At 71.4% G+C, this 24,336-nt stretch carries 25 protein-coding genes; 8 read left to right on the plus strand and 17 right to left on the minus strand.

Annotated features, from left to right (window positions below; genetic code table 11):
* Window positions 1-43 precede the first annotated feature (43 nt).
* The 8 genes from PSH03_RS00920 to PSH03_RS00955 all read right to left on the minus strand — a co-directional run bounded on the left by PSH03_RS00920 (window position 44) and on the right by PSH03_RS00955 (window position 9,225).
* Complete coding sequence (locus PSH03_RS00920) at window positions 44-1,765, minus strand: DUF4153 domain-containing protein (RefSeq protein WP_238687959.1); 1,722 nt, start codon at window positions 1,763-1,765, stop codon at window positions 44-46.
* Window positions 1,762-2,844: a sensor histidine kinase gene (locus PSH03_RS00925; RefSeq protein ID WP_210782716.1), complete on the minus strand. Its 1,083-nt coding sequence runs from the start codon at window positions 2,842-2,844 to the stop codon at window positions 1,762-1,764. Before PSH03_RS00925 ends, PSH03_RS00920 begins: the two co-directional genes overlap by 4 nt.
* Window positions 2,841-3,521: a response regulator transcription factor gene (locus tag PSH03_RS00930; protein ID WP_210782714.1), complete on the minus strand. Its 681-nt coding sequence runs from the start codon at window positions 3,519-3,521 to the stop codon at window positions 2,841-2,843. The genes PSH03_RS00925 and PSH03_RS00930 overlap by 4 nt, the downstream gene beginning before the upstream one ends.
* 227 nt (window positions 3,522-3,748) lie before the next feature.
* Window positions 3,749-4,411 carry a DUF5701 family protein gene (locus PSH03_RS00935; protein ID WP_210782712.1) on the minus strand — a complete coding sequence of 221 codons (663 nt, stop codon included), beginning with the start codon at window positions 4,409-4,411 and terminating at the stop codon, window positions 3,749-3,751.
* A gap of 66 nt (window positions 4,412-4,477) precedes the next feature.
* Window positions 4,478-5,239, minus strand: a complete 762-nt coding sequence (locus PSH03_RS00940) for a LytR/AlgR family response regulator transcription factor (protein ID WP_088950711.1) — start codon at window positions 5,237-5,239, stop codon at window positions 4,478-4,480.
* A gap of 23 nt (window positions 5,240-5,262) precedes the next feature.
* Window positions 5,263-6,489: a sensor histidine kinase gene (locus PSH03_RS00945; protein ID WP_210782710.1), complete on the minus strand. Its 1,227-nt coding sequence runs from the start codon at window positions 6,487-6,489 to the stop codon at window positions 5,263-5,265.
* Between the two features lie 39 nt (window positions 6,490-6,528).
* Window positions 6,529-8,100: a sugar transferase gene (locus PSH03_RS00950; RefSeq protein ID WP_210782769.1), complete on the minus strand. Its 1,572-nt coding sequence runs from the start codon at window positions 8,098-8,100 to the stop codon at window positions 6,529-6,531.
* Window positions 8,101-8,364: 264 nt separating this feature from the next.
* The gene (locus PSH03_RS00955; protein WP_238687960.1) at window positions 8,365-9,225 is read right to left on the minus strand and encodes an Fpg/Nei family DNA glycosylase; all 861 of its coding nucleotides are present in this window, start codon (window positions 9,223-9,225) and stop codon (window positions 8,365-8,367) included.
* A gap of 24 nt (window positions 9,226-9,249) precedes the next feature.
* On the opposite strand from PSH03_RS00955, the gene PSH03_RS00960 reads away from it, so the two are divergent.
* A complete protein-coding gene (locus PSH03_RS00960; protein ID WP_238687961.1) occupies window positions 9,250-10,521 on the plus strand; it encodes a glycosyltransferase in 1,272 nt (423 codons plus the stop codon).
* A gap of 128 nt (window positions 10,522-10,649) precedes the next feature.
* Here PSH03_RS00960 and PSH03_RS00965 read toward each other — a convergent pair whose 3' ends face one another.
* From PSH03_RS00965 to PSH03_RS00985, 5 genes are all read right to left on the minus strand, one after another.
* Window positions 10,650-11,372, minus strand: coding sequence for a CDP-alcohol phosphatidyltransferase family protein (locus tag PSH03_RS00965; protein WP_238687962.1), 723 nt, complete (start codon window positions 11,370-11,372; stop codon window positions 10,650-10,652).
* A complete protein-coding gene (locus PSH03_RS00970; RefSeq protein ID WP_210782697.1) occupies window positions 11,347-12,414 on the minus strand; it encodes an iron-containing alcohol dehydrogenase family protein in 1,068 nt (355 codons plus the stop codon). Before PSH03_RS00970 ends, PSH03_RS00965 begins: the two co-directional genes overlap by 26 nt.
* On the minus strand, window positions 12,402-13,133 hold the full coding sequence (locus tag PSH03_RS00975) for a phosphocholine cytidylyltransferase family protein (protein WP_238687963.1): 732 nt from the start codon (window positions 13,131-13,133) through the stop codon (window positions 12,402-12,404). The genes PSH03_RS00970 and PSH03_RS00975 overlap by 13 nt, the downstream gene beginning before the upstream one ends.
* A gap of 78 nt (window positions 13,134-13,211) precedes the next feature.
* Complete coding sequence (locus tag PSH03_RS00980; protein ID WP_238687964.1) at window positions 13,212-13,979, minus strand: hypothetical protein; 768 nt, start codon at window positions 13,977-13,979, stop codon at window positions 13,212-13,214.
* Entirely contained in the window at window positions 13,976-14,428 is a 453-nt protein-coding gene (locus PSH03_RS00985) for an NUDIX domain-containing protein (protein WP_210782690.1), read from the minus strand. The genes PSH03_RS00980 and PSH03_RS00985 overlap by 4 nt, the downstream gene beginning before the upstream one ends.
* 109 nt (window positions 14,429-14,537) lie before the next feature.
* On the opposite strand from PSH03_RS00985, the gene PSH03_RS00990 reads away from it, so the two are divergent.
* The 4 genes from PSH03_RS00990 to corA all read left to right on the plus strand — a co-directional run bounded on the left by PSH03_RS00990 (window position 14,538) and on the right by corA (window position 18,139).
* On the plus strand, window positions 14,538-14,930 hold the full coding sequence (locus tag PSH03_RS00990) for a CBS domain-containing protein (protein WP_210782688.1): 393 nt from the start codon (window positions 14,538-14,540) through the stop codon (window positions 14,928-14,930).
* A gap of 83 nt (window positions 14,931-15,013) precedes the next feature.
* Window positions 15,014-15,472 (plus strand): ester cyclase, encoded by a 459-nt coding sequence (locus tag PSH03_RS00995; protein WP_210782686.1) that lies wholly within the window; start codon window positions 15,014-15,016, stop codon window positions 15,470-15,472.
* Window positions 15,473-15,578: 106 nt separating this feature from the next.
* The gene (locus PSH03_RS01000; protein ID WP_238687965.1) at window positions 15,579-16,673 is read left to right on the plus strand and encodes an aminotransferase-like domain-containing protein; all 1,095 of its coding nucleotides are present in this window, start codon (window positions 15,579-15,581) and stop codon (window positions 16,671-16,673) included.
* A gap of 311 nt (window positions 16,674-16,984) precedes the next feature.
* Entirely contained in the window at window positions 16,985-18,139 is a 1,155-nt protein-coding gene (corA, locus tag PSH03_RS01005; RefSeq protein WP_210782682.1) for a magnesium/cobalt transporter CorA, read from the plus strand.
* Between the two features lie 115 nt (window positions 18,140-18,254).
* On the opposite strand, the gene PSH03_RS01010 is transcribed toward corA, so the two are convergent.
* On the minus strand, window positions 18,255-19,034 hold the full coding sequence (locus tag PSH03_RS01010) for a hypothetical protein (RefSeq protein ID WP_210782680.1): 780 nt from the start codon (window positions 19,032-19,034) through the stop codon (window positions 18,255-18,257).
* 84 nt (window positions 19,035-19,118) lie between these two features.
* On the opposite strand from PSH03_RS01010, the gene PSH03_RS01015 reads away from it, so the two are divergent.
* On the plus strand, window positions 19,119-19,649 hold the full coding sequence (locus tag PSH03_RS01015) for a peptidylprolyl isomerase (protein ID WP_091396894.1): 531 nt from the start codon (window positions 19,119-19,121) through the stop codon (window positions 19,647-19,649).
* Between the two features lie 94 nt (window positions 19,650-19,743).
* Window positions 19,744-20,655: a rhomboid family intramembrane serine protease gene (locus PSH03_RS01020; protein ID WP_210782678.1), complete on the plus strand. Its 912-nt coding sequence runs from the start codon at window positions 19,744-19,746 to the stop codon at window positions 20,653-20,655.
* Here PSH03_RS01020 and PSH03_RS01025 read toward each other — a convergent pair.
* On the minus strand, window positions 20,648-21,076 hold the full coding sequence (locus PSH03_RS01025) for a PH domain-containing protein (protein WP_210782676.1): 429 nt from the start codon (window positions 21,074-21,076) through the stop codon (window positions 20,648-20,650). The genes PSH03_RS01020 and PSH03_RS01025 overlap by 8 nt on opposite strands.
* Before the next feature lie 112 nt (window positions 21,077-21,188).
* On the opposite strand from PSH03_RS01025, the gene PSH03_RS01030 reads away from it, so the two are divergent.
* Window positions 21,189-22,361, plus strand: coding sequence for a thiolase family protein (locus PSH03_RS01030; RefSeq protein ID WP_210782674.1), 1,173 nt, complete (start codon window positions 21,189-21,191; stop codon window positions 22,359-22,361).
* Window positions 22,362-22,380: 19 nt separating this feature from the next.
* On the opposite strand, the gene PSH03_RS01035 is transcribed toward PSH03_RS01030, so the two are convergent.
* Both PSH03_RS01035 and PSH03_RS01040 read right to left on the minus strand, forming a co-directional pair.
* Window positions 22,381-23,271, minus strand: a complete 891-nt coding sequence (locus PSH03_RS01035) for a maleylpyruvate isomerase family mycothiol-dependent enzyme (RefSeq protein ID WP_210782672.1) — start codon at window positions 23,269-23,271, stop codon at window positions 22,381-22,383.
* A gap of 91 nt (window positions 23,272-23,362) precedes the next feature.
* Complete coding sequence (locus tag PSH03_RS01040) at window positions 23,363-24,301, minus strand: hypothetical protein (protein ID WP_238687966.1); 939 nt, start codon at window positions 24,299-24,301, stop codon at window positions 23,363-23,365.
* Window positions 24,302-24,336 lie beyond the last annotated feature (35 nt).

Below are 24,336 nucleotides of genomic sequence, written 5' to 3' on the forward strand. Positions count from 1 at the left end.
CCGGCAGTCTCGCCCGCCGTACGCGATTGTCAAGCGTTCATGCTCACCAGCGTTGCAACCCGAGGCAGTCGGTCACGCCGGCGCTCACCGGGGTCGTGTCGAGAACCCGACGGGCGCGTTCCCGGCCGAGGTTCGCCGCCCAGAACCCGTCCCGGGGCAGCTCGGCGGCGATCTCCCCGAGTGCGCAGGAGCGCATCGGCTCGGGCAGCCGATCCAGGGCCGGTACGGCGTCTGCCGACAGCCCGGACAGGTAGCCGACGTCCAACCGGCCGGTCTCCAGGTACCTGTCGACGTTCCGTTCGGCGATCAGGCGATCCGGGTTGAGAAGTGCCAACCCGAGCAGCGCCAGCGCCGCGGTGCCCACCACCAACCGGGGGAGCCATTCGGCCCGCAACCGCACCACGGCAACCCCGACCAGGATGAAGAGCAGCCCGAGCCAGATTTCGACCGCCGACACCACGAGCCGCAGCCGGGTGGCACCGTACGCGTCGGCGTAGACCTGCATCCGGTAGAGCGCCGAGGCGACGATCACCAGACTGAGCGCGGCGAGCGTGCCGAGCAGTACGCGGACCAGCAGCCGGTCCCCCGGGGTGGCCTTCGGTGCCCGGCGGGCGGCGATCGCGATCACCAGCAGGGTGAGCGCGGTGACGGCGAGCAGTTGCCAGAACCCGCCGCGGGCGTACTGGGCGTAGGTGAGCCCGGCCGTCCGCAGCACGTGCCCCGCCCCGCCGAACAACACAGTCAGCTGGACCAGCACGAACGCGGCGAACAGGGCGTCGAGCAACACCAGCGGGAGGGTCCACTCCAGCCGGTGGGCCGGTCGTGACGGCGCCGGTCGCAGCCCCTCCAGGTCGGGTGGGCGGCTGACCAGGTACGCGGCACCAAGCAGACCGCCACCGATCAGCAGCAGGCGGAACGCCCAACCGATCACACCGGGCACCGAGATGTCGGGCAGCAATCCGGTGACCAGATCGGCGAAGACCGCGTCGGCGGAGGAGAAGAGCACCCCGAACAGCAGCAGCAGGCCGGCGGAGATCGCCAGGCTGGTGATGATGCGTCCGACCTCGATACCCGACCCGGTCGGACGGCCGCTGCGTAGACCGCGTACCGCCCACGGGAGCGCCCGTACCGTCGCGGCCGGCGGCAGCGTCGCGGCGACCAACATTCCGAGCGGGCTTCGCCCGCCGGTCACCGCGAGTGTCCCGGTCACCGCCGCTGCGAGCAGGCAGAGGGCGAAGAGCCAGCCGGCGGCCCGGACCGTGCCGACGGCGACCAACACCACCGTCGCGGCAGCCCAGACGACTTGCGCCACCCGCCCCGGTGCCCCCGTGGCACCGGGGCGGGCGGTGGCCGCCGCAGCTGTCGTGGCGGTCGGTGTCGCCGTCGCCGTCGCGGCGGTCGGCCTGGTGACGTCCGCAGCCGACGTCAACGTCCTGGAACGGACGACGCTGGCGGTGACGAGGGCGGCGGTGCCGGCGAGCGCGGCCACCAGCCAGCCGAGTCCGGGACGAACCATCGTGAGCGTCGAGGCGCCGACGACCGCCGCCGCCGTCAGCGCCGCCAGGACCAGCGGACCGGCCGGACCGGCCGGCCCCGGCCAGCGCCGCTCGATCAGCCCTGGTGGCCTGGCAAGGGTCGGGGCGGCCGGCCCGGGTCGGGGTTGAGCGGCGGCTGGTGGGCCAGCCGGGCCGGGTCGAACGGTCGGGGAGACCTGCGGTCCGCTCGGCCCGGTGGCCGGGAGAGGGGTGCTGCCGGGGCTGGTCATGCGGCCTCTTCTCGGTATGGCCCGTCGCACGGGATGGTGACCTGAATGCGGCAGCCGGGCCGGTCACCCCGGTCTGGTCCGGCGGGATCGAGGACACCGATCCGACCGCCGTGCAGTTCGACGACCCACCGGGCGATGGCCAGGCCGAGCCCGGTCCCCCCGCCGACCGACCGGTCGCCGCGGGTGAATCGCTCGAACACCCGGGAACGCTCGTCCGGCGGTATGCCCGGGCCCTCGTCGCTCACCTCGAAGCGGAGCTGGTCGCCGTGTTCCTCTGCGCACACCCGTACCGTGCCGCCGGGTGGGCTGTGTCGGGCCGCGTTGTCGAGGAGGTTCGCGAAGACCTGGTGCAGGCGCCACGGGTCCGCGTGGACCGTCAGCGGTGCCGGCAGGTCACGGAGCTGGAAGCGCACGTCCAGACCGGCGCCGGACGCGCTGGCCGTGGCGTGCTCCACCGCCTCGTCGAGGAAGTCCCCCACGTCGATGCGTACGCGCCGCAACGGCACCACCCCGGCGTCGAGTCGGGACAGGTCGAGCAGGTCGGCGACGAGGTGCCCGAGCCGTTCGGTCTGGGCCAACGCCGAACGCAGCGCCGCGGGTTCGGGATCGGCGACCCCGTCCACCATGTTCTCCAGCACGCCCTGCAGCGCGGTGATCGGCGTACGCAGCTCGTGCGAGACGTTGGCGATCAACTCGCGTCGGCGCTGGTCGGCGGCGTGCAGGTCCTCGGCCATCTTGTTGAACGCCTGGGCCAGCTCGCCGACCTCGTCGCGGGAGGTGGCGCGTACCCGACGGGTGTAGTCGCCGCGCGCCATCGCCCCGGCGGCCGCCGTCATGTCCCGCAACGGCGAGGTCATGCCGTGGGCGAGCACCTGCGAGGTGAGCAGGGCGACGGCGATCGCGGTGGCCGAGGTGATCGGCGGCGGCCAGCCGATGCCGTACGAGAAGTAGGCCAGCCCGGCCGCCCCGGAGGCGACCAGCAGCACACCCAGCTTCAGCTTGATCGAGCGCACCGGGTCCAGCGGTCGGGGCAGCAGCTCCAGCACCCGGTCCAGCCGGGTGAGCACTGTCGCCGTCATGACGGCAGCTCCAGGGCGTAGCCGACCCCGTGCACAGTGCGGATGAGGTCGGCACCCAGCTTGCGGCGCAGAGCCTTGATGTGGCTGTCCACGGTGCGGGTGCCGCTCCCGTCGCCCCATCCCCAGACCTCGGCGAGCAGCCGTTCCCGGGGGAGCACCGTGCGGGGCCGCCCCGCGAGGTGGACCAGCAGGTCGAACTCGGTCGGGGTGAGGTGCACGTCCGCGCCGGCCCGGCGGACCCGTCGCTCGGCCTCGTTGATCTCGATGTCGCCGAGGCGGATGGCGGGCCGCGCGGGAGTGGCGGCGGCCCGCTCCATGCGACGCAGCAGGACGTGCACCCGGGCGGTGAGTTCCCGCATCGAGAACGGCTTGGTGAGGTAGTCGTCCGCGCCGACCGCCAGCCCCACGAGCAGGTCGGTCTCGTCGTCCCGGGCGGTGAGCATCAGCACCGGCACCGGCCGGTCGGCCTGGATCCGGCGGCACACCTCCAGACCGTCGAAGCCCGGCAGCATCACGTCGAGGACGACGAGATCCGGCTGTCCGGCGTGGAACTGGGCGACAGCGCTGGGCCCGTCCGCCGCGATCTCCACAGTGAAACCCTCGGCCCGTAGTCGGGCGGCGATGGACTCGGCGATGGTCCGTTCGTCCTCGACCACCAGTACCCGGCGTGCGCTCATGGGTCCTGACTGTAGGGAGCGGCCGTGGAGATCAGTGGTTTGCGTTGTGAATAACCTGTGGAGAACCGGTCACGGCTGTGGATAACTCGGGGATCATGCCGGCTGGCGTGTGGGAACTCCGGAGGCTCGTTGTGGACAACCGACCGAGCTTGCGGAGAGTCGGGCCATCCGGGCCGGTGGGATGGCCCGACTTTCCGGAACCCGAGTCGATCATCGATGGCCTGCGGTCACTCCAGGCCGACGCGCTCCGGCCGGGCCGAGGCGGAGCCGAGCCAGGTGTGCGGGTTGCCGTACCAGCACCAGCCCAGCTTGGGTGCGCCCTGGCTGATCCACAGCGCCGGCACCCGCTTGTCGCCGCACCGGGAGCCGACCAGCGAGAAGCACCGGTTGCTGGCCAGCGCGGTCGGGTGCAGCGTGATGAAGGCGAGCCCCTCGTCGATGCTCAGCGGCAACCGGCCCTGAGCGGTGATCCCCTCCATGGCAGTGGCCGGGGCCAGATTGCGGAACTCCTCGCCCCGGTCGACGTCGAAGAGCAGGTACGCCGGACCGGCGGGCACCTCCAGCTCCTTGATCGGATCGAAGCGGGGCAGGTCGTCGTCGGCGTAGTTCCGGTCGATGACCCCGGGCTTGCTCTTGCCGGCCAGGGTGGTCAGCTCCACCCGTTCCGGCACACCGATCAGGTCCCGGGTGGTGACCAGCAGGAACGGCACCCGGGCGTCGGTGGGGGCGGGCAGCCCGGCGGTGCCCTCGACCGCAGTGGCCCGCAGTGGCGCGACCAGGTCGCGGAAGGCGCTCTCGGTCAGCCCGGCGAGGGCGGGGTAGCCGAGCTGCACCAGTCGGTCGAGTTGGCTGTCGAACTCGGATTCGGCGTCGAACGGGGTCTCGGTCACGGCAGGCCTCCCGGAAGTCGTACGGACTAGCGTACAACGTACGGTAGGGCTGCTTCCATTCCCGGCTCAGCGACTCCAATCCTGCTTCGCGGCCCTGACCAGCTTGTCCTTCAGCTCCCGGGTGTGCCGCCGGCTCACCGGCAGCTCGGTCGAGTCGATCACCACCACGTAGCCGGAGTTGACCAGCCGCAACTCCGCGATCAACTTCAACTGCACCAGGTACGACCTGTGCACCCTGACGAAACCGGCATCGGCCCAGCGCTCCGCCAGCGTGGCCAGCGAGACCCGCACCAGGTGCGACCCCTCCGCGGTGTGCAACCGGGCGTAGTCGCCCTGCGCCTCCACCCAGCGCACCGCCGATCGGGGCAGCATCCGGGTGGTGCCGGCCAACTCGATGGGGATGGTCGGGTCCTCCTCTGCGCGGGCCAGCGCCGCCGGGTGCGACGGCACCACCCGCGAGCCGATCACCCGGCGCAGCGACTCGGCCAGCCGATCGGCGCGCACCGGTTTCCGCACGTAGTCGGTGGCGCCCAGATCGAAGGCGTCCACCGCGCCGTCGTCGTACGCGGTGACGAACACGATCGCCGGTGGCCGGGCGAAGCGGCGCAGCACCCGGGCCAACTCCATGCCGTCCAGGCCGGGCATCCGGATGTCCAGGAAGACCACGTCCACGTCGCCGTCGCGCAGCAGCCGCAGCGCCTCGGTGGCATCGCCAGCCGTGTGCAGCCGGGCCACCCGGGGGTCGGCCCGCAGGTGGTACGCCAGTTCGTCGAGCGCGGGCGGCTCGTCGTCCACCGCGAGGACGCGCAGGAAACCGGACGCGTTCACCCCACCCGTCCCGGTCCGCTCGCTCACGACCCTGCCCGCACGCCGGGGTGGAACTTCGGCACCCGCATGCTCACCTTCGTGCCCGAGCCCAACCCGGTCTCCACGACCAGGCCGAACCGGTCCCCGAAGACCGAGCGCAACCGCTCGTCGACGTTGGAGAGGCCGACGTGCTGGCCCGTGTCGTCGCCCGGGTCGCCGGTGCCGCGGGCCAGCTCGGCGATGCCGGCGGTCAGCGTGGTCGGATCCATTCCCACTCCGTCGTCCTCCACCGTGATGTGGCATTCGGCCCCCGCGTCCCGGGCCTCGATGCTCACCATGCCCGTGCCCGGCTTGCGGGACAACCCGTGGCGAACCGCGTTCTCCACCAACGGCTGGAGGCAGAGGAACGGCAGCGTCACCGGCAGCACCTCCGGGGCGATCTGCAACCGCACCTGCAGCCGGTCGCCGAACCGGGCCCGCTCGATGGTCAGGTAGCGGTCGATCGACCGCAGCTCCTCGGCCAGCGTGGTGAACTCCCCGTGCGCCCGGAACGAGTACCTGGTGAACTCCGCGAACTCCAGGATCAGCTCCCGGGCCCGCTCCGGGTCGGTGCGTACGAACGAACCGATCGCGGTCAGCGCGTTGTAGATGAAGTGCGGGCTGATCTGCGCCCGCAACGCACGGATCTCGGCGCGGGCCAGCCGCTCCCGCGACGAGTCCAGCTCGGCCAGGGCGAGCTGGTTGCCGGCCCAGTGCGCCGTCTCGAGGGTGGCCTGCACCAACCCCGGAGGCGGCGGGCTGTCGGCGACCGCCACCAGCGCGCCCACCACCCGGCCGTCCGCCCCCAGCAGCGGCGCGACCACCGCCCCGCGGACCGGGCAGTCGACCCGGTCGCAGTGCAGTTCCTGCTCACCAAGCACCGTCGAGCGGCCGCTGTCCACCGTCCGCTGGGCCGCCACGAGCAGTTGCTCTCCGTGGTGCGTGCCGCGCCCGTCGAGGGCCAGCAGCCGGTCGGCGTCGGTGAGCGCCAGCCCGACCGCGCCCACCAGCGCCCGCAGATGCCGTACGGCCTTCGCCGCGCCCGCCTCGCTCAACCCCGCTCGCAGCGGCTCGGCGGCCAGGCCGGCGGTGTGCAGCACCTCGTAGGTGGCCCGCTGGGTGGCGGTCGCGATGCCACGGCGGGCCCGCAGCCGCAGCACCGCCAGCAGGGCTGCGGTCAGCGCGGTGACGAGTGAGACGACGCCGACCACGGCGGAGAGGTTGGCAGCCACGCAGCGATCCTCGCCCCTGCGAGCCGGCGCGCCAACCCTCTAGTACGCGCCCTTTCGGGCGAGCACCACCCCGACGGTGCGCCACAGGATGCTCAGGTCGTACGCGAGCGACCAGTTGTCGACGTAGTAGAGGTCCAGTCGGACCGACTCGTCCCAGGACAGGTCGGAGCGCCCGGAGACCTGCCACAGCCCGGTCATGCCGGGGCGAACCAGCAGTCGGCGCCGCACGTCACCCAGGAAGTCACCGTCGTCGGCCGGCAGCGGGCGGGGCCCGACCAGCGACATCTCGCCCCACAGCACGTTTATCAGCTGCGGCAGCTCGTCCAGCGACGTGGCCCGCAGGAAGCGACCGACCGGGAAGACCCGAGGGTCCTCCTTCATCTTGAACAGCATGCCGTCGGTCTCGTTCCGATCGACCAGGCTGGCCAGCCGGTCCTCGGCGTTGACGTACATGGTCCGGAACTTCCACACCCGGAACGTGCGCCCCTCGTGCCCCACCCGGGGCTGCCGGAAGAAGACCGGCCCGGGGTCGGAGATCCGGATCGCCACGCCGATGGCCAGGAAGAGCGGGATCAGCAGCAGCAGGCCGAGACCGGCGGCGACCCGGTCCATCAGGTTCTTGGCCAGCAGCGCCGGCCCGGAGAGGGTCGGCTCCTCGACGTGCAGCAGCGGCAGACCCTCGATCGGCCGGATGTGCACCCGAGGGCCGGCGATGTCGGTGAGCTGCGGGGCGACCACCAGGTCGACGCCGGAGCCCTCCAGCTGCCAGGCCAGCCGGCGCAACTCGCCCGGCTCCGCGCTGGCCGACCCGCAGACGGCGATGGTGTCCCCACCGACCTCACGGACCAGGGCCAGGACGTCACGTCCGGCGTACACCGGAACCGGGGTCGGCATGCCTCGGGCCGCCGCGTACCCGTCGGTGATGTGGATGGCGACGGGCATCAGCCCGGCGGCCGGGCTGCGGGTGACCGCCGCGTAGACCTCCAGGCACTCGGGCAGGGTGCCGACCAGCACCATCCGGTGCGCGGCCTGGCCGGCCCGCCGCCGGATGTAGTGCAGCGCCCACCGGGCCACGAAACGGCCCCACAGGATCAACAGCGTCGCGCCGACCAGCGCCGTGCCCACGGTGAACCGGGAGAGCTGGGTGACGGTGGAGAAGGCGAGGAAGGAGACGCTCGCGGCCACCGTTACCGACGCCCGGATCACCCGCTTGAACTCGTCCGGACCGAGCCCCAGGTAGCGCCGGTCGTAGGCCCGGTTGCTCCAGAGGATCACCACCCAGCCGAGCGGCAGCAGCAGGTAGGAGACGGTGTGGAACCACGTCGGGTCCTGCTGGGTGCCGGAGAACCCGGAGGCGGCCTGGTCGAACAGTTGGATCGCGATCCAACTGGCGAACGCCGCCGCGCCGAAGTCGAGCAGCAGCAGGATCGCGATGTAGGGGCGGTGCCAGCGGGAGACACGGCGTCGCGCCCTCGTCCAAGCCGACCGAGGTACGCCGTTGTGGGACGGCGGCGTCGGCGGCTGGATCTCGAAGCTGTCGACGTGCCGCACGAGTCTGCTCCGGCCTTCGTTGGTTACCGGGCGCTGGAGGCTTGCCGTCACCTCACCCATGTCCTCCCGCATGACACGGGCCGCTCACTCGGCGTGAAGGCCCGGGTCGCCCACCGTCCCAGTCTCCCACGCGGCCTCCGACCGATCGTCGCCCCAAAGGAGATTGGCGACCGACGGTGCTGGCAGGATCTGGCCGGCTCCGCACCATTTCAGAAGCCGGGGACCGGGCCACTATACCGATGGATGCGCGCGTGGCGAGAAGGGCGGACCGGAGCTTCCGCTCAGGGAGGGCGATTCCGCTCCGTAGCCCTGAAGTGCAATTACTCACCGTACGAGGCGGGACAACCGACGGTCAGCGAGCGGCTTGCCGCCGGTCTGGCAGGTGGGGCAGTACTGGAGGCTGGAGTCGGCGAACGACACCTCGCGCACGGCGTCCCCGCACACCGGGCAGGGCAGCCCGGTGCGCGCGTGCACCTTCAGGCCGGAGCGCTTCTCGCCCTTCAGTTCCGCGGCCCGCTGACCGAGGGACCGCTCGACCGCATCGCCGAGGACCTGTCGGGTGGCGGCGTGCAGGGTGGCGATCTGGGCGTCGGTGAGCCGATCGGTGATCGCGAACGGAGACAGCTTCGCGGCGTGCAGGATCTCGTCGGAGTACGCGTTGCCCACCCCGGACAGCACCGACTGGTCGGTCAGCACCCCCTTGACCTGCCCCCGCCTGCTCCGCAGCCGCTCGCCGAAGAGGGGCAGATCCGCGGCGAGCGCGTCCGGGCCCAGCTTGGCCACCCCGGGGACCGTCGCGAGGTCGGTGACCAGATAGGCAGCCAGCTTCTTCTGGGTGCCGGCCTCGGTGAGGTCGAAGCCGGAACCGTCATCCAGGCGTACCCGCACCGCGATCGGGCCCTTGCCCGGACGCAGTGGGGTGGTGGCGGGGAACGCCTCTCGGTAGTGCAGCCAGCCCGCTCGCGCCAAATGCACCACCAGGTGCAGGCCGCCCTCGAAGAGGACGTCGAGGAACTTTCCGTGCCGACTGGCGTCGACCACCGCCCGGCCGGCGACCTCGGACGGCGCCGGCTCGTACGTCTTCAGGGCGCTGATCGCGGCGATCTCCAGCCGATCGACGCGCCGCCCCACCGCGCGCTGACGCAGGTAACCCGCGAGCGCCTCAACCTCCGGTAGTTCGGGCACGACACAACGGTAGCCTTCTTTCCCGTGAGAATCGTGGTGGCACACAACCGGTACCGGGAAGCCCAGCCTTCCGGTGAGAACACGATCGTCGACTCGGAGATCGCGCAGCTCACCGCCGCTGGCGTCGAGGTGCTGCCCTTCATTCGCAGTTCGGACGAGATCCCGTCGATGTCGAAGGCGGCGAAGGCGCTGCTGCCGATCTCGCCGATCTGGGCGCCGCGCGCCCAACACGACCTCAGCCGGCTGCTCACCGAGCACCGACCGGACGTTCTGCACCTGCACAACCCGTACCCTCTGATCTCGCCCTGGGTGGTGCGGACCGCGCACCGGCACGGCGTGCCGGTGGTGCAGACGGTGCACAACTACCGGCAGGTCTGCTCGTCGGGGATCTACTTCCGCGACGGCGTGATCTGTCAGGACTGCAAGGGTCGGGCGTTGGGTGTGCCAGCGATCAAGCACCGCTGCTACCGGGACTCGGCGGTGCAGAGCGCGCTGATGGCGACCACCCTGGCCGTGCACCGGGGCACCTGGCGCTCGGTCGACCGGTACATCGCGCTCACCTCGGCGATCGCCGATCACCTCCGCGACTACGGCATTCCGGACGAACGCATCGTGGTGAAGCCGAACTCCGTACCCGACCCGGGTCGGCCGGCACCGCTGGGTGACGGGTTCCTCTACATGGCGCGGCTCTCTCCGGAGAAGGGCGTCGACCTGCTGCTGGACGCCTGGCGCCGGCACCCGGTGGGTTCGTTGGGCACGCTGCGGGTGGCCGGCGACGGCGAGCTGCGCCACCTCGTGGAGGCAGCCGCCGCCGAGCGACCCGACGTGGTCTACCTCGGTCAGCTCGACCGGGCCGGCGTGCAGGCCGCAGTCGAGGCGAGCGCTGTGGTTATCGCCGCCGCGATGTGGCACGACGTGCTGCCCACCGTGATCATCGAGGCGTTGGCGAACGGCCGACCGGTGCTCGGTACGGCGCTGGGCGGCATTCCGTACCTGGTGGGGGCCGACGCCCCGCACGAGCCCGCCGGCACCGGGCCCGCCGAGATCGCCTCCGCGGTCGCCGGGGGCGGCGGCGGGTCAGCCATGCCGGCGGGGATCGGTCTGGGCGAGGCCGGTTGGGTGGTCGCCCCGGAGCCGGCCGCGCTCGCGGCCGCCCTGCCGGTCGCCCGCGCCGGAGCGTCCGGGCTGGCCCTGGCCGCCCGCGCCCGCTACGAGCGCACCTTCCACCCCGACGTGGTCACCAAGCAGCTCATCGACATCTACGCGGGCCTGGCCCGAACCCCCAACCACGTCTGAACACCACCCAGGCGGCCCGCGCCGCCAAGCCCCACCCCGCCGATCTTGCAGTTTCGGTCGTCGATATCGGTGGGATGCCCCATGTGTCGCGACAGCAATTGCAAGATCGCGGAGTGGGGACTGGTTGGTCAGCGCAGGGAGGCGCGGGCGGAGAAGGCGATGCTCGCCAGCAGGAAGCCGCCGTTGACGATCGTGAAGGCGACCATCACCCAGAGGACCAGCGCCGGGGCCACGGCGAGCACCACGGCGGCCACGAAGACCACAGCGCCGTAGTCGCGGACCAGCTTCACCAGGCGCACCGGCAACGAGGTCGAGGTGACCATGCTGGCCGCGTTCGGGCCAGCCTGCATCACCGACGTCACCAGGTTGACCATCCAGGTGCCCGCGAAGGTCGCCACGAGCCAGGTCGGCGTGGACGGCTCCTGCGCCACGGCGGTGGCGGCCAGTGCTGCCACCAGGGCGATCTGCGCGGCCACGTCGCAGAGCACGTCGACACGCGCGCCGGCCGCGCTGCCCTGGCCGGTCACCCGGGCCAGCTGCCCGTCCGCGCAGTCCAGGGAGTACGCCACCTGCCAGCCGATGAGGGCGAGCAGACCGACCACCCAGGCCGGTACGTCCCCGGCGGCGACCGGGCCGGCGAGCGCCACCACGGTGACCGAGGTGGCCAGCCCGAGCACCAGGTTGGTGATTGTCAACGCTGTCGGTCGCAGCCCGAGCCGCTGGGCGACGAGCGCGAAGACGGCCCCCAGCCACTGGCTGATCGCCTCGCTGAACAGGCCGCCGCCCCGGTTCACCCGGTGGAAGTCGGCGACGGTGGGACGGGGGTCAGCCAAGCTGGTCGCGGATTGCACCGGCGTAGTCTGCCAGCCGTTCCCGGGTCTCGGTAGGCGACAGTGCCAGGTGTTCGAGGATGGTGTACCGGTCCGGCCGGGTACGCGGCGCGAACTGGACCGCCTCGATGAACTGGTCGTCGGTGAGCGCCACCTCGGAGGGGAGCCGGGGCAGGCCGTGCCGGGTGAGGCAGGCCGACATCTCCCGGAAGCGGCGGAGATCTCCGCGCAGCCAGGTGCAGAACAGCGCACCCAGCCCGGCCAGCTCGCCGTGCGAGGCGGTCCCCGGGAAGAGCGAGTCGACAGCGTGCATGATCTCGTGGCAGCCGCCGCTGCACGGACGGCTGGTGCCGTCGACAGCCATCGCCAGGCCGCTGGAGATCAACGCCTCGGCGAGGACGATCACGAAGGCGTCGTCGCTCATGTCGCCCGGGTGGTTGAGCACCGCTTCGGCGCCCGCCCGCGAGAGCGACGCGGCCAGCCCGTCGACCGGCTCACCGCGTACCTGTCGGGACAGCTCCCAGTCGGCCAGCGCGCTGATGTTGCTGATCACGTCGCCGATGCCCGCCCGGTTGTGCCGGTCCGGGCCGCTCTCCACGAAGTCCAGGTCGACGATCACCCCGATCGGGATGTGTACGCCGTAGGAGCCCTTGATCCCGTCGGTGATCAGGCTGGCCACCGGGGAGGCGATCCCGTCGTTGGCGAGGCTGGTCGCCACCGACACCATCGGCAGCCCTCGGCGGGTCGCCGCGTACTTGGCCACGTCGATGGTCTTGCCGCCACCGATGCCGACCACCGCGTCGTAGGACCGGGCGCGAAGTTTGCCGCCCAGGTCGTCGGCGGCGTCCAGCGTCCCGCCGGAGACGGTGAACACGTCCGCCGAGCGCAGCGACGGTCGGATCAGCTCCGCGATCTGGGCACCCTGACCCGGGCCGACCACCACCGCGACGTCGCCCCCGGAGGAGATCCGCCCGTCGGCCAGGATCGCGCCCAGGTCGGCGACCGCCCCGCGTCGCACGTCGATGTGCAGCGGGGTGAGGACGCTCCGAGCTAGTAGCGGCACGCGATCTCCCGCGCGCGGGCCAGGTCGGCGTGGTTGTCGACCTCGACCCACGGGACGTCACCGATCGGCGCCGCCCGCACCTCCCCGCCCCGGTCGGAGAACTCCTGGTAGCCGTCCTCGTAGTAGAGGTTCGGGTCCCGTCGCCAGGTCGCCTCCAGCGCGTCGGCGAGGGCGTCGGCGACCTGCGGCTCGATCAGCGTCGCGCCGATGTACTCCCCGTACGCCTCGCCCGGGTCCATGATCTTGGTGATCCGGGTGAGCTGGCCGGCGGCGTCGAAGGTGGTCTTCATCTCCTCCTCGGCCAGCGGCTTGAGGGTGTCCACGGCCAGCAGGATGCCCGGGCCACGCTCGGCGAGCAGGGTCTTCTCCACGCTCACCGGGTGCACGGTGTCCCCGTTGACCAGCAGCACGCCGCGCGCGAAGTACTCCCGGGCGAGCCAGAGCGAGTAGGCGTTGTTCCACTCCTCGGCCTTGTCGTTGTGCACCAGGGTGAGCGTGACCCCGTACCGCTTCTCCAGCTCGGCCTGCCGCTCGCGGACCGCGTCCGCCGCGTAGCCGACGACGATCACGATGTCGGTGAGCCCTACCTCGGCGAGGTTGCCCAGCGCGATGTCCAGGATCGTCGTCTCGCCGTCCACCGGCACCAAAGCCTTGGGCAGGGTGTCGGTGTACGGGCGCAGCCGTCGTCCCGCTCCGGCCGCGAGCACCATTCCGATCATCGCGACATCCTCCCTAGTCCTGCTCCCGTCACCGGTGGAGGATAGCGCCGGCCGGGTGCGCCGCTCCGGCCAACCGGGTCAGCCGGGCAATGCCGCCAGGTCGGCGAGCATGGCCAGGCGCTCCTCCGAGCTGAGCACGGCGTACGGGCCGCCGGCCCGCCGGTCGGTCTCCAGTTCGATGGCGAGCCGCTCGGGACCGGCCGGCAGGGCGGCGATGCTCGACGCGGTGTGCCCGGCGGCGGTCCACGCGGCGGCGTGCGCGTCGGCCCGGTGGTGTCGCAGCGTGCTGAGCCGGTTGAGCAGCAGCACACCCGACGGGGTGCCGTCCGGCTCGTACGGGGGCGCCAGCGCGGCGAAGGCCGAGGCGGCCGGGTTCGCCTCCTCGTCGGCCAGCACCAGGGCGTACGACAGCAGTCGGCCGAGCATGGCCACCAGCCGGGCCATCCGGTCGTCGTGGCCGGCCCACAACTCCTCGGTGACCTCGGCGTGCACCTGGTACAGCTCGGTGAGGAAGGCGGCGCCCCGCTCGGTGGCGGACAGGGCGCCGTCCGGGCCGCGGTAGATCATTCCGTGGGCCACCTGCTTGTCCACTGTCCGCCGGCAGGCGACCGGGTCCTGGTAGCGGGTGATCGCCGCGAACCCGGGCCCGTCGACTGTGCCACCGGGTGCGGCCAGCCGGGTGCGCAGGTCGACCAGGAAGCCGGTGGCGGTGATTCCGCCGTAGCGCTGGGACAACTCGGCGCCACCACCGTCCCGGCCGGCCAGGATGCCGGCACGGAAGGTCCGGTCCACGGCCGGCGCGAGCAGCCCGGCGATCCGGTGGGGCGCCAGTTCGACGGTGTTCACAGACCGATCGACCGCAGGACGGCGAAGCCCTCCTCCGCGATCCGCCGGATCAGCCCGTCGTTGACGTCGCGGTGCTCGTCGAGCACTGTCATCTCGTGCTCGGCCAGCCAGCGGTACTCGGTGTGCTTGCCGGCCTCCAGCATCGGGCGGTCGAGGTCACCGTCGACGCGGACCAGGAAGTCGTACTCGGTCCGGGCCAGGCCGTCGTCGCCGACGTAGCTGTACTCGCCCACCTGACCCAGGACGTGGGAGAGGACCCAGCCGGTCTCCTCGGTGATCTCCCGGCGCAGTGCCTCGTCGATGTCCTCGCCCGGCTCCAGGTGGCCACCGACGATGTCCCAACAGTTGGGAAACAGGCGTCGGTGTGGTGAGCGGCGCTGAAAGAAGATGCGGCCGTCATGGTCGACGATCAGCGCGCCGGCGCAGCGCAGGGGCTCGGTGGACACCATCCGACAGTAGCCAGCGTCCGCAGCTTGTGCGATGCCGCTCTTGTCCCGGAAACATCCACCGACCACCATGTCCGTACCGAATGCCACCGTCCCAAAGGGGTGATGTGTGATGCAGGTACGGGATGCGATGTCCAGCCAGGTCCTCGTCGTCGGTCCGGAGCACACGCTCCGCCAGGCGGCCCGGATGATGTCGGCCCGCGGTGTCGGGTCGGCGGTCGTGATCGACCCGGATTCCGAGGGCGTGGGGATCATGACCGAACGTGACGTGTTAAAGGCCATCGGCGCCGGCCTGGACTGCGACGTGGAACGCACCGGCGCCCACCTGACCTGGGACGTGGTCTACGCGGGGCCGGAGTGGACGGTGACCGAGGCCGCCGCCGCGATGGCCCGGGGCGGATTCCGGCACCTGGTGGTGCTGGACGGCCGGGAGGTGGCCGGCGTGATCTCCGTCCGGGACATCATGCGGGTCTGGTCGGAGAGCCAGGCGGTCGCCACGACCTGACCGACTGTGGTGTGCGGGGCCGGATCGATGGGTAGACATCCCCTGCGGGCGCGGAGATGCCGTGGCCCGCGGGGGAGGTCCCGATGCGCGACGCGGAGCGGCTGGTCGAGCAGCAGTACGCCATGCTCCTGCGTCGGGACGTGGCCCGGCTGCCGGATCTCTACGCCCCGGAGGCGTTCTACGCCATGCCGGGCGTGACGGTCCGTCCGATCGAGCTGCCCGCGCTGCTGCGCACCTGGACCGGCGCCTTCGGAGATCTGCGGGTCGACCCGATGGGCGTGGTCCGCACCGGCGGTGGCGCCGCGGTCGAGCTGCGGCTGACCGGCACCCACACCGGCACCCTGCATTCGCCGTACGGCACCGTAGCGCCCACCGGCCGGCTGGTGAGCTGGGAGGTGGCCGACGTGGTCCGGGCCCGCAAGGGTCGGATCACCGCCTGGCGCTCCTACTTCGACTGGAGTCAGCTCCTCGACGCGCTCGGCGTGCAGTTGGAGGGACTTTCCCGGGCCGCGCAGCGCGACGCGCTCGCACTTCCGGTCTGATCTGCCGCCGACCGGTGGAGTGGGGTCACCCGACCCGGTGGCTCAGGATGCGGACATCGCCGTGCCGACCGCGCGTCCCCCGCCGCCGCCCGTACGCTCAACATCCATGACCGCCGAGCAGTTGATCTCCTTTGCCCGTGGGGCTCCCTCGCTGGACATCGTCGATGTCGAGGGGCTCAAGGCCGCCGCCGTCCGCGCCTTCGACGCCGATCCCGCAGGGGTGACGGCGTACGGCACCTCCGTCGGGTACCTTCCGCTGCGAAAGTGGATCGCCGAGAAGCACGGGGTCGAGGCCGACCAGGTGCTGGTCACCAATGGGTCGCTTCAGGCCGACGCGTTCCTCTTCGACCACCTGGTCCGCCCCGGCGACGCGGTGGTGGTGGAGCGCCCGACGTACGACCGGACGCTGCTCAACCTCCAGCGGATGGGGAGTGAGCTGCACAGCATCGCCGTCCAGCCGGATGGCCTGGACACTGCCGAGCTGCGCAAGCTGCTGGAGTCCGGTGTCCGCCCCCGGCTCGCGCACGTCATCCCGAACTACCAGAACCCGGCCGGTATGACGCTGTCCCTGGAGAAGCGCCGGGAGTTGCTCGACCTGGCCGCCGAGTACGAGTTCACGATCTTCGAGGACGACCCGTACGCGGACATCCGCTTCCGTGGCGAGGCGCTGCCGTCGATGCTCTCGCTGGACACCCGCAACGTGGTGGTGCACGCGTCGAGCTTCACCAAGACGGTCTGCCCGGGTGTGCGGGTCGGTTACCTGGTCGGCCCGGCCGACCTGATCGCCTCCATCGCGAAGAACGCGACAAGCCTTTACATCTCCCCCGGGATGGTGTCCCAGGCGATCGTGCACCAGTTCTGCGTCTCCGGTGACATCGACCGCTCGATCGAGACGGTCCGGGCAGCGCTGGGCGAGCGGGCCCAGGTGCTCGCCGAGTCGTTGCGCCGGCACCTGCCGCAGGCGCGGTTCGTGGAGCCCGACGGCGGCTACTTCCTCTGGGTGGAGTTCCCGGAGGACGTGCTGGTCGACCGGCTCGCCCCGGCGGCGGCCGAGCGCGGGGTCGCCGTGGTCAAGGGCAGTGACTTCGTGTTGGACGGCGGGCGGCACGCTCTCCGACTGGCCTTCTCGGCGGTGACCGCCGACAAGATCGACGAGGGTGTCCGGCGGCTCGCGGCGGCAGTCGAGGCCGTCCGCAGCTGACTTAAGTGTCGGGTTCCTGACAGAACGACGATGCCGGCCGTCCCGGGGCTCCCCTCGGGCGGCCGGCTGGCCCACAATGCTGCGAGCGTCACCCCGCCAGCTGCGCCCGGCCTCCGGGCCGGCCCCGCCGGGTTGACGCGGCAGCACAACCTCCCGCCCCCACAGGTGCCGGGTGGGCCGTGTCGTCCCCCGCACACCCCCCGATGCGGCCCGGCCCGCCCGGCGCCGCCCCCACGCGACCGCCGTCACACCGGTCCTCGACCGCGATCGGCGTAGCCTGCAAGCCGCAGCTGAGCGCGGGAGGTGACGCGATGACGGATCGGACAGAGCGGGACCGGACGGCACCGTCGACCACCGGTCGGGTGCTGCGACCTCGGGCGTGGCCCTCCCCGGTCCGGGCGATGACCCGGATTCTCAACGCCGACGGCTCGCCGCCCGTTCCGGCCCCGACGGGCAGTGGCACCGGCCGCAGCGCCGTGGTCGACTGCGCGCTCTACGTCGACGGCAAGCGGCAGCCCGGCGACTGGGACTACGCGGATGCACTGGCGGCGGCCCGCCGTGAGGAGCACGGCTTCGTCTGGATCGGTCTGCACCAGCCGGAGCTGGCCGAGATGACCGCCATCGCGGAGACCTACGGCCTGCACGAGCTGGCGGTCGAGGACGCGGTCAAGGCCGAGCAGCGTCCCAAGCTGGAGCGGTTCGGCGACGTCGTCTTCCTGGTGCTGCGCACCGCCCGCTACTGCGAGCACACCGAGCTGACCGAGAACTCCGAGGTGGTGGAGACCGGGCAGGTGATGCTCTTCATCGGCCCGAACTTCGTGATCAGCGTCCGGCACGGCGACGCCTGCCGGCTCGCCCCGATCCGCGCCGACCTGGAGACCAAGCAGGAGTTGCTGCTGCACGGCCCGTGGGCTGTGGCGTACGGGGTGACCGACCGGGTGGTCGACCTCTATCTGGAGGTGGCCGACCAGATCGAGGACGACCTGGACATGCTGGAGGCCGAGGTCTTCGACCGCCACGGCCACGGGCGGGTTCAGCGGATCTACCAGATGAAGCGGGAACTGGTCGAGTTCAAGCGGGCGGTGGTGCCGTTGCAACGGCCGCTGATGACGCTGACCTCCCAGGTCAACCGGGACGTTCCCAAGGAGATCCGCAAATACTTCCGGGACGTGCAGGACCACCTGAGCCGCACCGTGGAGCAGGTGAACTCCTACGACGACCTGCTGAACTCCATCCTTCAGGCGCGGCTGGCCCAGGTCACCGTCGACCAGAACAACGACATGCGCAAGATCGCTGCCTGGGCCGGTATCGCCGCGGTCTGGACCGCCATCGCCGGCATCTATGGGATGAACTTCGACAATATGCCCGAGCTGAAGATGACGTACGGCTATCCGGTGGTGTTGGCCCTGATGCTCGGTGTCTCGCTGGCCCTCTACCGCTGGTTCCGCCGCAACGGCTGGCTCTGATCTTGCGGTAGCGCCGCTCTTGCGGTAGCGCCGCTCACGCGGAAGCGCCGCTCAGGCGGAAGCGCCGACGAGTGGGTGGACCCACTCGCCGGCGCCCGATGCGCTGCTGTTGACCTCAGCGGCGGCCGTTGGTGCGGGCCGTGTCCTTGCCCAGCGCCTTGGTGAGGTCGTCGGTCGGCCGACCGGAGACGTCGGTGGCGCCCTCGGCGACCGACGGGACCTTGTCGGTCGGGCGGACACCGGTCTGCTTGGCCGGGGCGGTGGTGCTGGCGCTGGAGCCGCCGGCCACCGCCGAGCTGCCCGCGCCGGTCATCCCCGCCGCGCCGGAAATCGCGGACCCGTCGGACCCCCGTGCTGCGGACGGCGTACGCACCTCGATCGAGTCGACCTCGTCGCGCATCGGCTCCAGGGTGCTGCGGGTCGGGTCGTACTCGGCCCACTCCTGCTGCTCCCGGCGGCGACGCAGCGCGACCGCGCCGGCCAGGCCGGCGATGGCACCCGCCGCCAACAGGCCGGTCATCATCGAGCCGCGACGACGCGGCTGCTTCTTCTTACCGGTGATCCGCATGGTCTTCGACTTGGCCTTCCTGGTCAGCGGCCCTGCCTGTGCGGCGCCGTCACGAGCAGCCGCCGCCAGCGGTGCCAGCGTGGTGAGAGTCGTCCCCCAGCCGGTCGACGCGCGGTCCCGTACCTTCGCGGCGGTCGGTTCGACGTAACCCCGGGCCATCTGGACCCGCGGGCCGACGGTCGCGCCGGCGCCCTTCGCGGCGTGGTTGGCTGCCAGCATCAGGTGGCTGATGCTCTGGTTCAGCTCGGCCCTTGCCAGCTGCCCCTGGGACTTGCGCCGCCCGAATCCAAACACGGTCCTACCTCCTGGGAGTTGTTCCTTCGTCATCCTCCACCTTCGGATGCCTCCGCGATGCCAGATCGGGCACATGGGAGGATCCGCATGGAACTGACCAACGAGTGAGGAGTACCCGTGGCCGAGGCTGTCTACGCCACCCTGCACACCAACGCTGGCCCGATCCGGCTGGAGCTCTTCCCCAACCACGCGCCGAAGACCGTCCGCAACTTCGTCGACCTGGCCGAGGGCAACCGTGAGTACACCGACCCGCGCACCGGTCAGCCGGGCAGTGGTCCGTACTACGACGGGACCATCTCGCACCGGGTGATCAGCGGTTTCATGGTCCAGATGGGCGACCCGACCGGCACCGGCCGGGGCGGACCGGGCTACAAGTTCGCCGACGAGTTCCACCCGGAGCTGCGATTCGACCGTCCGTACCTGCTGGCGATGGCGAACGCCGGACCGGGCACCAACGGTTCGCAGTTCTTCATCACCGTGTCCCCGACGCCGCACCTCAACAACCGGCACACCATCTTCGGACAGGTCGCCGACGAGGAGTCGGTGAAGATCGTGGATTCGATCGCGAACACCCCGACCGGTCCGAGCGACCGTCCGCTCCAGGACGTCGTCATCGAGCGGGTCGAGATTGAGCGGTCTGCTTCCTGAGCGACTGGCGAGGTACCTTTGCTCGCATGATTGAGCGCTCCGGAGCACGGCCGGTGCCGGTGGACCGTGTGGTGTTGGACGGAGGGTCGGCCCGGTGAGCGAGTCTCCGCCGACCACCCCCGTCTGCTACCGGCACCCCGGCCGGGAGACCTACGTCCGGTGCTCCCGCTGTGACCGGCCGATCTGCCCGGACTGCATGCGGGATGCCTCGGTCGGGCACCAGTGCCCGGAGTGCGTCAACGAGGGGCGTCGCAGTGTCCGGCCGGCGCGTACCGCCTTCGGCGGCGGTACGGCCGGCCGGCACGGCTATGTCACCAAGGCCCTGATCGCCGTGAACGTGCTGCTCCTGCTGCTCTCCATCGCCTCCGCCCGGGGCGGGGACGCGGCGGTCGGCGGCTCCGGCTTCGGCGGCCTGATGGGTGGCAGCACGCCGCTGACCGAGTGGGGTGCGGTGCTCGGCCGGGCCTACCTCTCCGACTACACGCTCGGCGGGATCGCCGAGGGCCAGTGGTACCGGCTGGTCACGGCGATGTTCCTGCACTACGGCGTGCTCCACCTGCTGCTCAACATGTGGGCGCTGTGGGTGCTCGGCCGGTCGCTGGAGGCCAACCTCGGGCGGGTGCGGTTCGCCGCGCTCTACCTGATCGCGGGCCTCGGCGGCAACGTGGCCGCCTACCTGTTCAGCAGCCCGAGGGCGGCCACCGTCGGCGCGTCGACCGCCGTGTTCGGTCTCTTCGCCGCGCTGATCATCATCGAGCGCAAGCTGGGCCGGGACATCTCACGGATCATCCCGATCCTGGTGATCAACCTGGTGTTCACACTCGCCGTGCCGGGCATCTCGATCCCCGGGCACCTGGGCGGGCTGGTGGTCGGCGCGTTGATGGCGTTGGTGCTCGCGTACGCGCCGCGTGGTCGGCGCACGCTGGTGCAGGTCACCGGTGGGGCGCTGATCCTGCTGATCCTGCTCGCGCTGGTGCTCTTCCGGACCGCCGCACTGCTCACCTGACAGGGCGGGCGGCGTGCAGTGCGGCGGCCACCTCTTCCGGGGTGGCCCCGAGGTCGTACCGGCCGAACAGATGCAGCGAGTTGCCCGCGTCGATCTCCAGGGTCTCGCTGGTCAGCCCGAGTCGGGGCCGCCGGTCGACGGCGATCGCCTCGACCGCAGACCAGGGCAGCAGCCGCCGGCCGGCGAAGCCGTGGATGACGGTGAGCCCGGCCGGGTCCACCGCCAACCGGACCGGCGCGACCAGGTCACGTACCGCCCAGCCGGCCAGCGCGGCGGCGGCCAGGACGGCCAATGCCAGGCGGACAGTGTCGCCGTCGGCGAAGAGCAGCCCGAGCGCGACGAGCAGGACAGCGCCGGCCAGCTTCGCCGACGGCAGGCTCGACGGCACCCGCCACTGCTGTGCAGGGGAGGTCTCATTCACCCGCCCAGCATGCCAGCGGCCGTCGGATTCCGGCACCTCGTGCGGGTGTGGCCCGACGACCGGTCGATGGACGACGTAGGATCGGGGCAGCCCAAGTTACCGGGGAGTAAACATGAGTGACGCGGTCATCGTCGGCGCGGTACGTACCCCGGTCGGGCGGCGCAAGGGCAGCCTCGCCGGCGTCCACCCGGTCGACCTCTCGGCGCACGTGCTGCGCGCCCTCGCCGAGCGCACCGGGCTCGACCCGGCCCAGGTCGACGACGTCTTCTGGGGCTGCGTGTCCCAGGTCGGCGAGCAGTCGTGGAACATCGCCCGCAACGGCGTGCTCGCCGCCGGCTGGCCCGAGACGGTGCCCGGCACCACGCTGGACCGGCAGTGCGGCTCCAGTCAGCAGGCCCTGCACTTCGCCGCCGCGACGGTGCTCTCCGGTCAGGCCGACCTGGTGGTCGCCGGCGGCGTCGAGTCGATGACCAGGGTGCCGATGGGCTCGAGCGTGGCCGGCGGCATGCCGTTCAGTGACCAGCTACGCGCCCGTTACCGGGGCGTCGAGGGCTTCGCCGACGACGCGCCGCTGCCGTTCAACCAGGGGGTCGGGGCCGAGCTGATCGCCCAACGGTGGCGCCTCTCGCGTACCCAACTGGACGAGTTCGCGCTGGCCAGCCACGAGAAGGCAGCCGCCGCGCAGGACGCCGGCGCGTTCGACCCGGAGCTGACCCCGGTGCCGCTCGCCGACGGTGGCAAGTTTGCCGCCGACGAGGGCATCCGTCGGGAGACCTCCCTGGAGAAGCTGGGTGAGCTGGCCACCCCGTTCCGCGCCGACGGCGTGGTGACCGCCGGTTCCGCGTCCCAGATCTCCGACGGCGCCGCGGCCCTCGCGGTGACCACCTCCGACTGGGCCAGCCGACACGGCCTGCGCCCGCTGGCCCGGATCCACACCGCCGTGGTCGCCGCCGACGACCCGGTCGCCATGCTCACCGCGCCCATCCCGGCCACCGCGAAGGCGCTGCGCCGCGCGGGGCTGGGCATCGAGGAGATCGGGGTGTACGAGGTGAACGAGGCGTTCGCCCCGGTGCCGCTGGCCTGGTTGGCGGAGACCGAGGCGGACCCGGAGCGGCTCAACCCGCGCGGCGGGGCGATCGCCCTCGGCCACCCGCTCGGCGGCTCCGGTGCCCGGATCATGACCACCATGCTTCAGCACATGCGGGACAACGGCATCCGCTACGGCCTGCAGACCATGTGCGAGGGCGGCGGGATGGCCAACGCCACCATCGTCGAGCTGATCTGAGGACACCGCCGCCCGCCGGTCACCGCCGTTGGGGCCCGGATGCTGGTGGGGGCGCGAGCCGGGCGTTGGGCATGTGCACGACCCGGAGGAACGCGGGCAGCCGCCACGGCCTCGGCCCGCCGATGACGACGTCGCGCCGCAGCACCGCCTGCGCGATGCTGATCCGGCCGAACATCATCAGGTTGAACCGGGCGGGGCGGAACGTCACGCTCGCGTCGAACGGGGCGTCGGGTGGCGCGATCCACACCCGGCGGTCGCCCAGGGTCAGCGTCGTCGTCGGCGCGTACCGCGAGCGGAACTGCACCGACACGTGGTGCCGGGGCATCGGCAGCTCGGTGTTGAGCAGCACCCCGTACGTGTCGCGCAGCATGTCGAACATGAACAGGTCCCAGTAGAGCGCGGCGTGCTCGTCCGGCATCGGCCACGGCCGGCGGAGCGCCCGCGCGATGTCCCAGCCGTGCACGAGCAGCTCGTTGGTCAGGTGGGCGAACAGTCCGCCGACCGTCACCCTCGCGTTGCCCAGCCAACTCACCGTCGAGCGCGGATCGGCCGACGTCGTCAGGAGGCGGCCGACCAAGTTGTTCAGCTGCGTCAGCAGCACCTCCGGGTCGCGCTCGGTGAAGTGGGCGAGCACCTGGGTGTTGACGTCGGCCACCGTGTCCACATTCGTGCTGGCCAGCATGTCCTCCAGCCCCGGCACCCGGATGGGGACCTCGGTGCCGTCCAGCCTCGACACGTACAGCATCGCGATCGACACCACGTGCGCGAGGGTGTCGGCCACTGTCCAGTCGGCAGTCGCCATGACGTCGGGTGAGGGCGCGGCGGCCACCAAATCGGTGAACCGGTCGGTGGCCGTTCGCAGTGCCGTGTTGGCCACACTCCACCGGTCCTGATCCGCCCCGCCAGTCACACGAACAGCATCGAGCATCCAGCGCGCCGAAACATCTTCGAATGTGCCATTCTTCGGCAGCGGCAGCGGCAGCGGCAGCGGCAGGACCGCGTCAGTGGTTATAGAACATGGTGGGGAACCAGCCGAAGCCGAAGATCGAGGGCACCCGGACGTCCCAGTACACGACCGTGAAGACGCCCAGGGCGATGAGCAGCGCGCCGCTGATCACCATGCTGCGTCGTACGTCGGCGGCGAGCCAGCTGATGAACCGGCCGCGGGTGAGCATGATCAGCAACGCGAACAGCGCGGTGACCACGACGATGTTGCCGAGGGACTGCAGCACGAACGCGGCCGAACCGTACAGTGGGTTGCCGCTGTCGACCGCCCAGTGGAACAGCTTGTTGAACAACGGGTACGGCCGGCCGATGAGGAAGCCGCCGATGAGCGCGCCGAGGGTGATCACCCGTGCGACCGGCCGGTCGGCGAACACGTCCGGCACCGCCCGGATCGCGGCCAGCCCGAGATAGATGAGGGCCAGCCCGATGACGCCGAACACCACCGACGACTGGATGATGCGTACCGGCACCCCACCGGCGGTGTCGGTGGACAGCTGGGGGAGCCGGTCACCCAGCAGGACCCCGACGAACCCGTACACCGCGGCGACGGCGACCATGCCCAGGGTGAGGTAGCCGACCGGCCGCAGCAGCAGCCGGAGCCGGTCACCGTTGGCGGAGCTTGCCGCGCCGAGCGGCCCGATGGACGCGAGCATCGCGATGTTGCACGCGGTGAACGTGCCGGCGAGGCCGGACACGAATGCGAACACCAGGCCGGCGGCGGTACCGGAGATCGCCGTCGCCTTCGCATCGTGACCGAGGATCCCGCTGGCGACGCTGTCACCGATGACCGAGTCGACGAACTCGTAAGACCAGAGCACCGCCAGTAGGACCCCGGCCGCCACGCTGACCGCGATGATGACGCCGTTGCGTGGTGGACGATCGGCGACGGAGGGGCGCGCGACGTTTCGAGGGGCTGTGGTTGGCGTTCCCGTCATAGCTCTACTCCCCGAGCCGATTCGAGCACTAATTA

The organism is Micromonospora salmantinae (assembly GCF_022230905.1).
Taxonomy (GTDB): Bacteria; Actinomycetota; Actinomycetes; order Mycobacteriales; family Micromonosporaceae; genus Micromonospora; species Micromonospora salmantinae.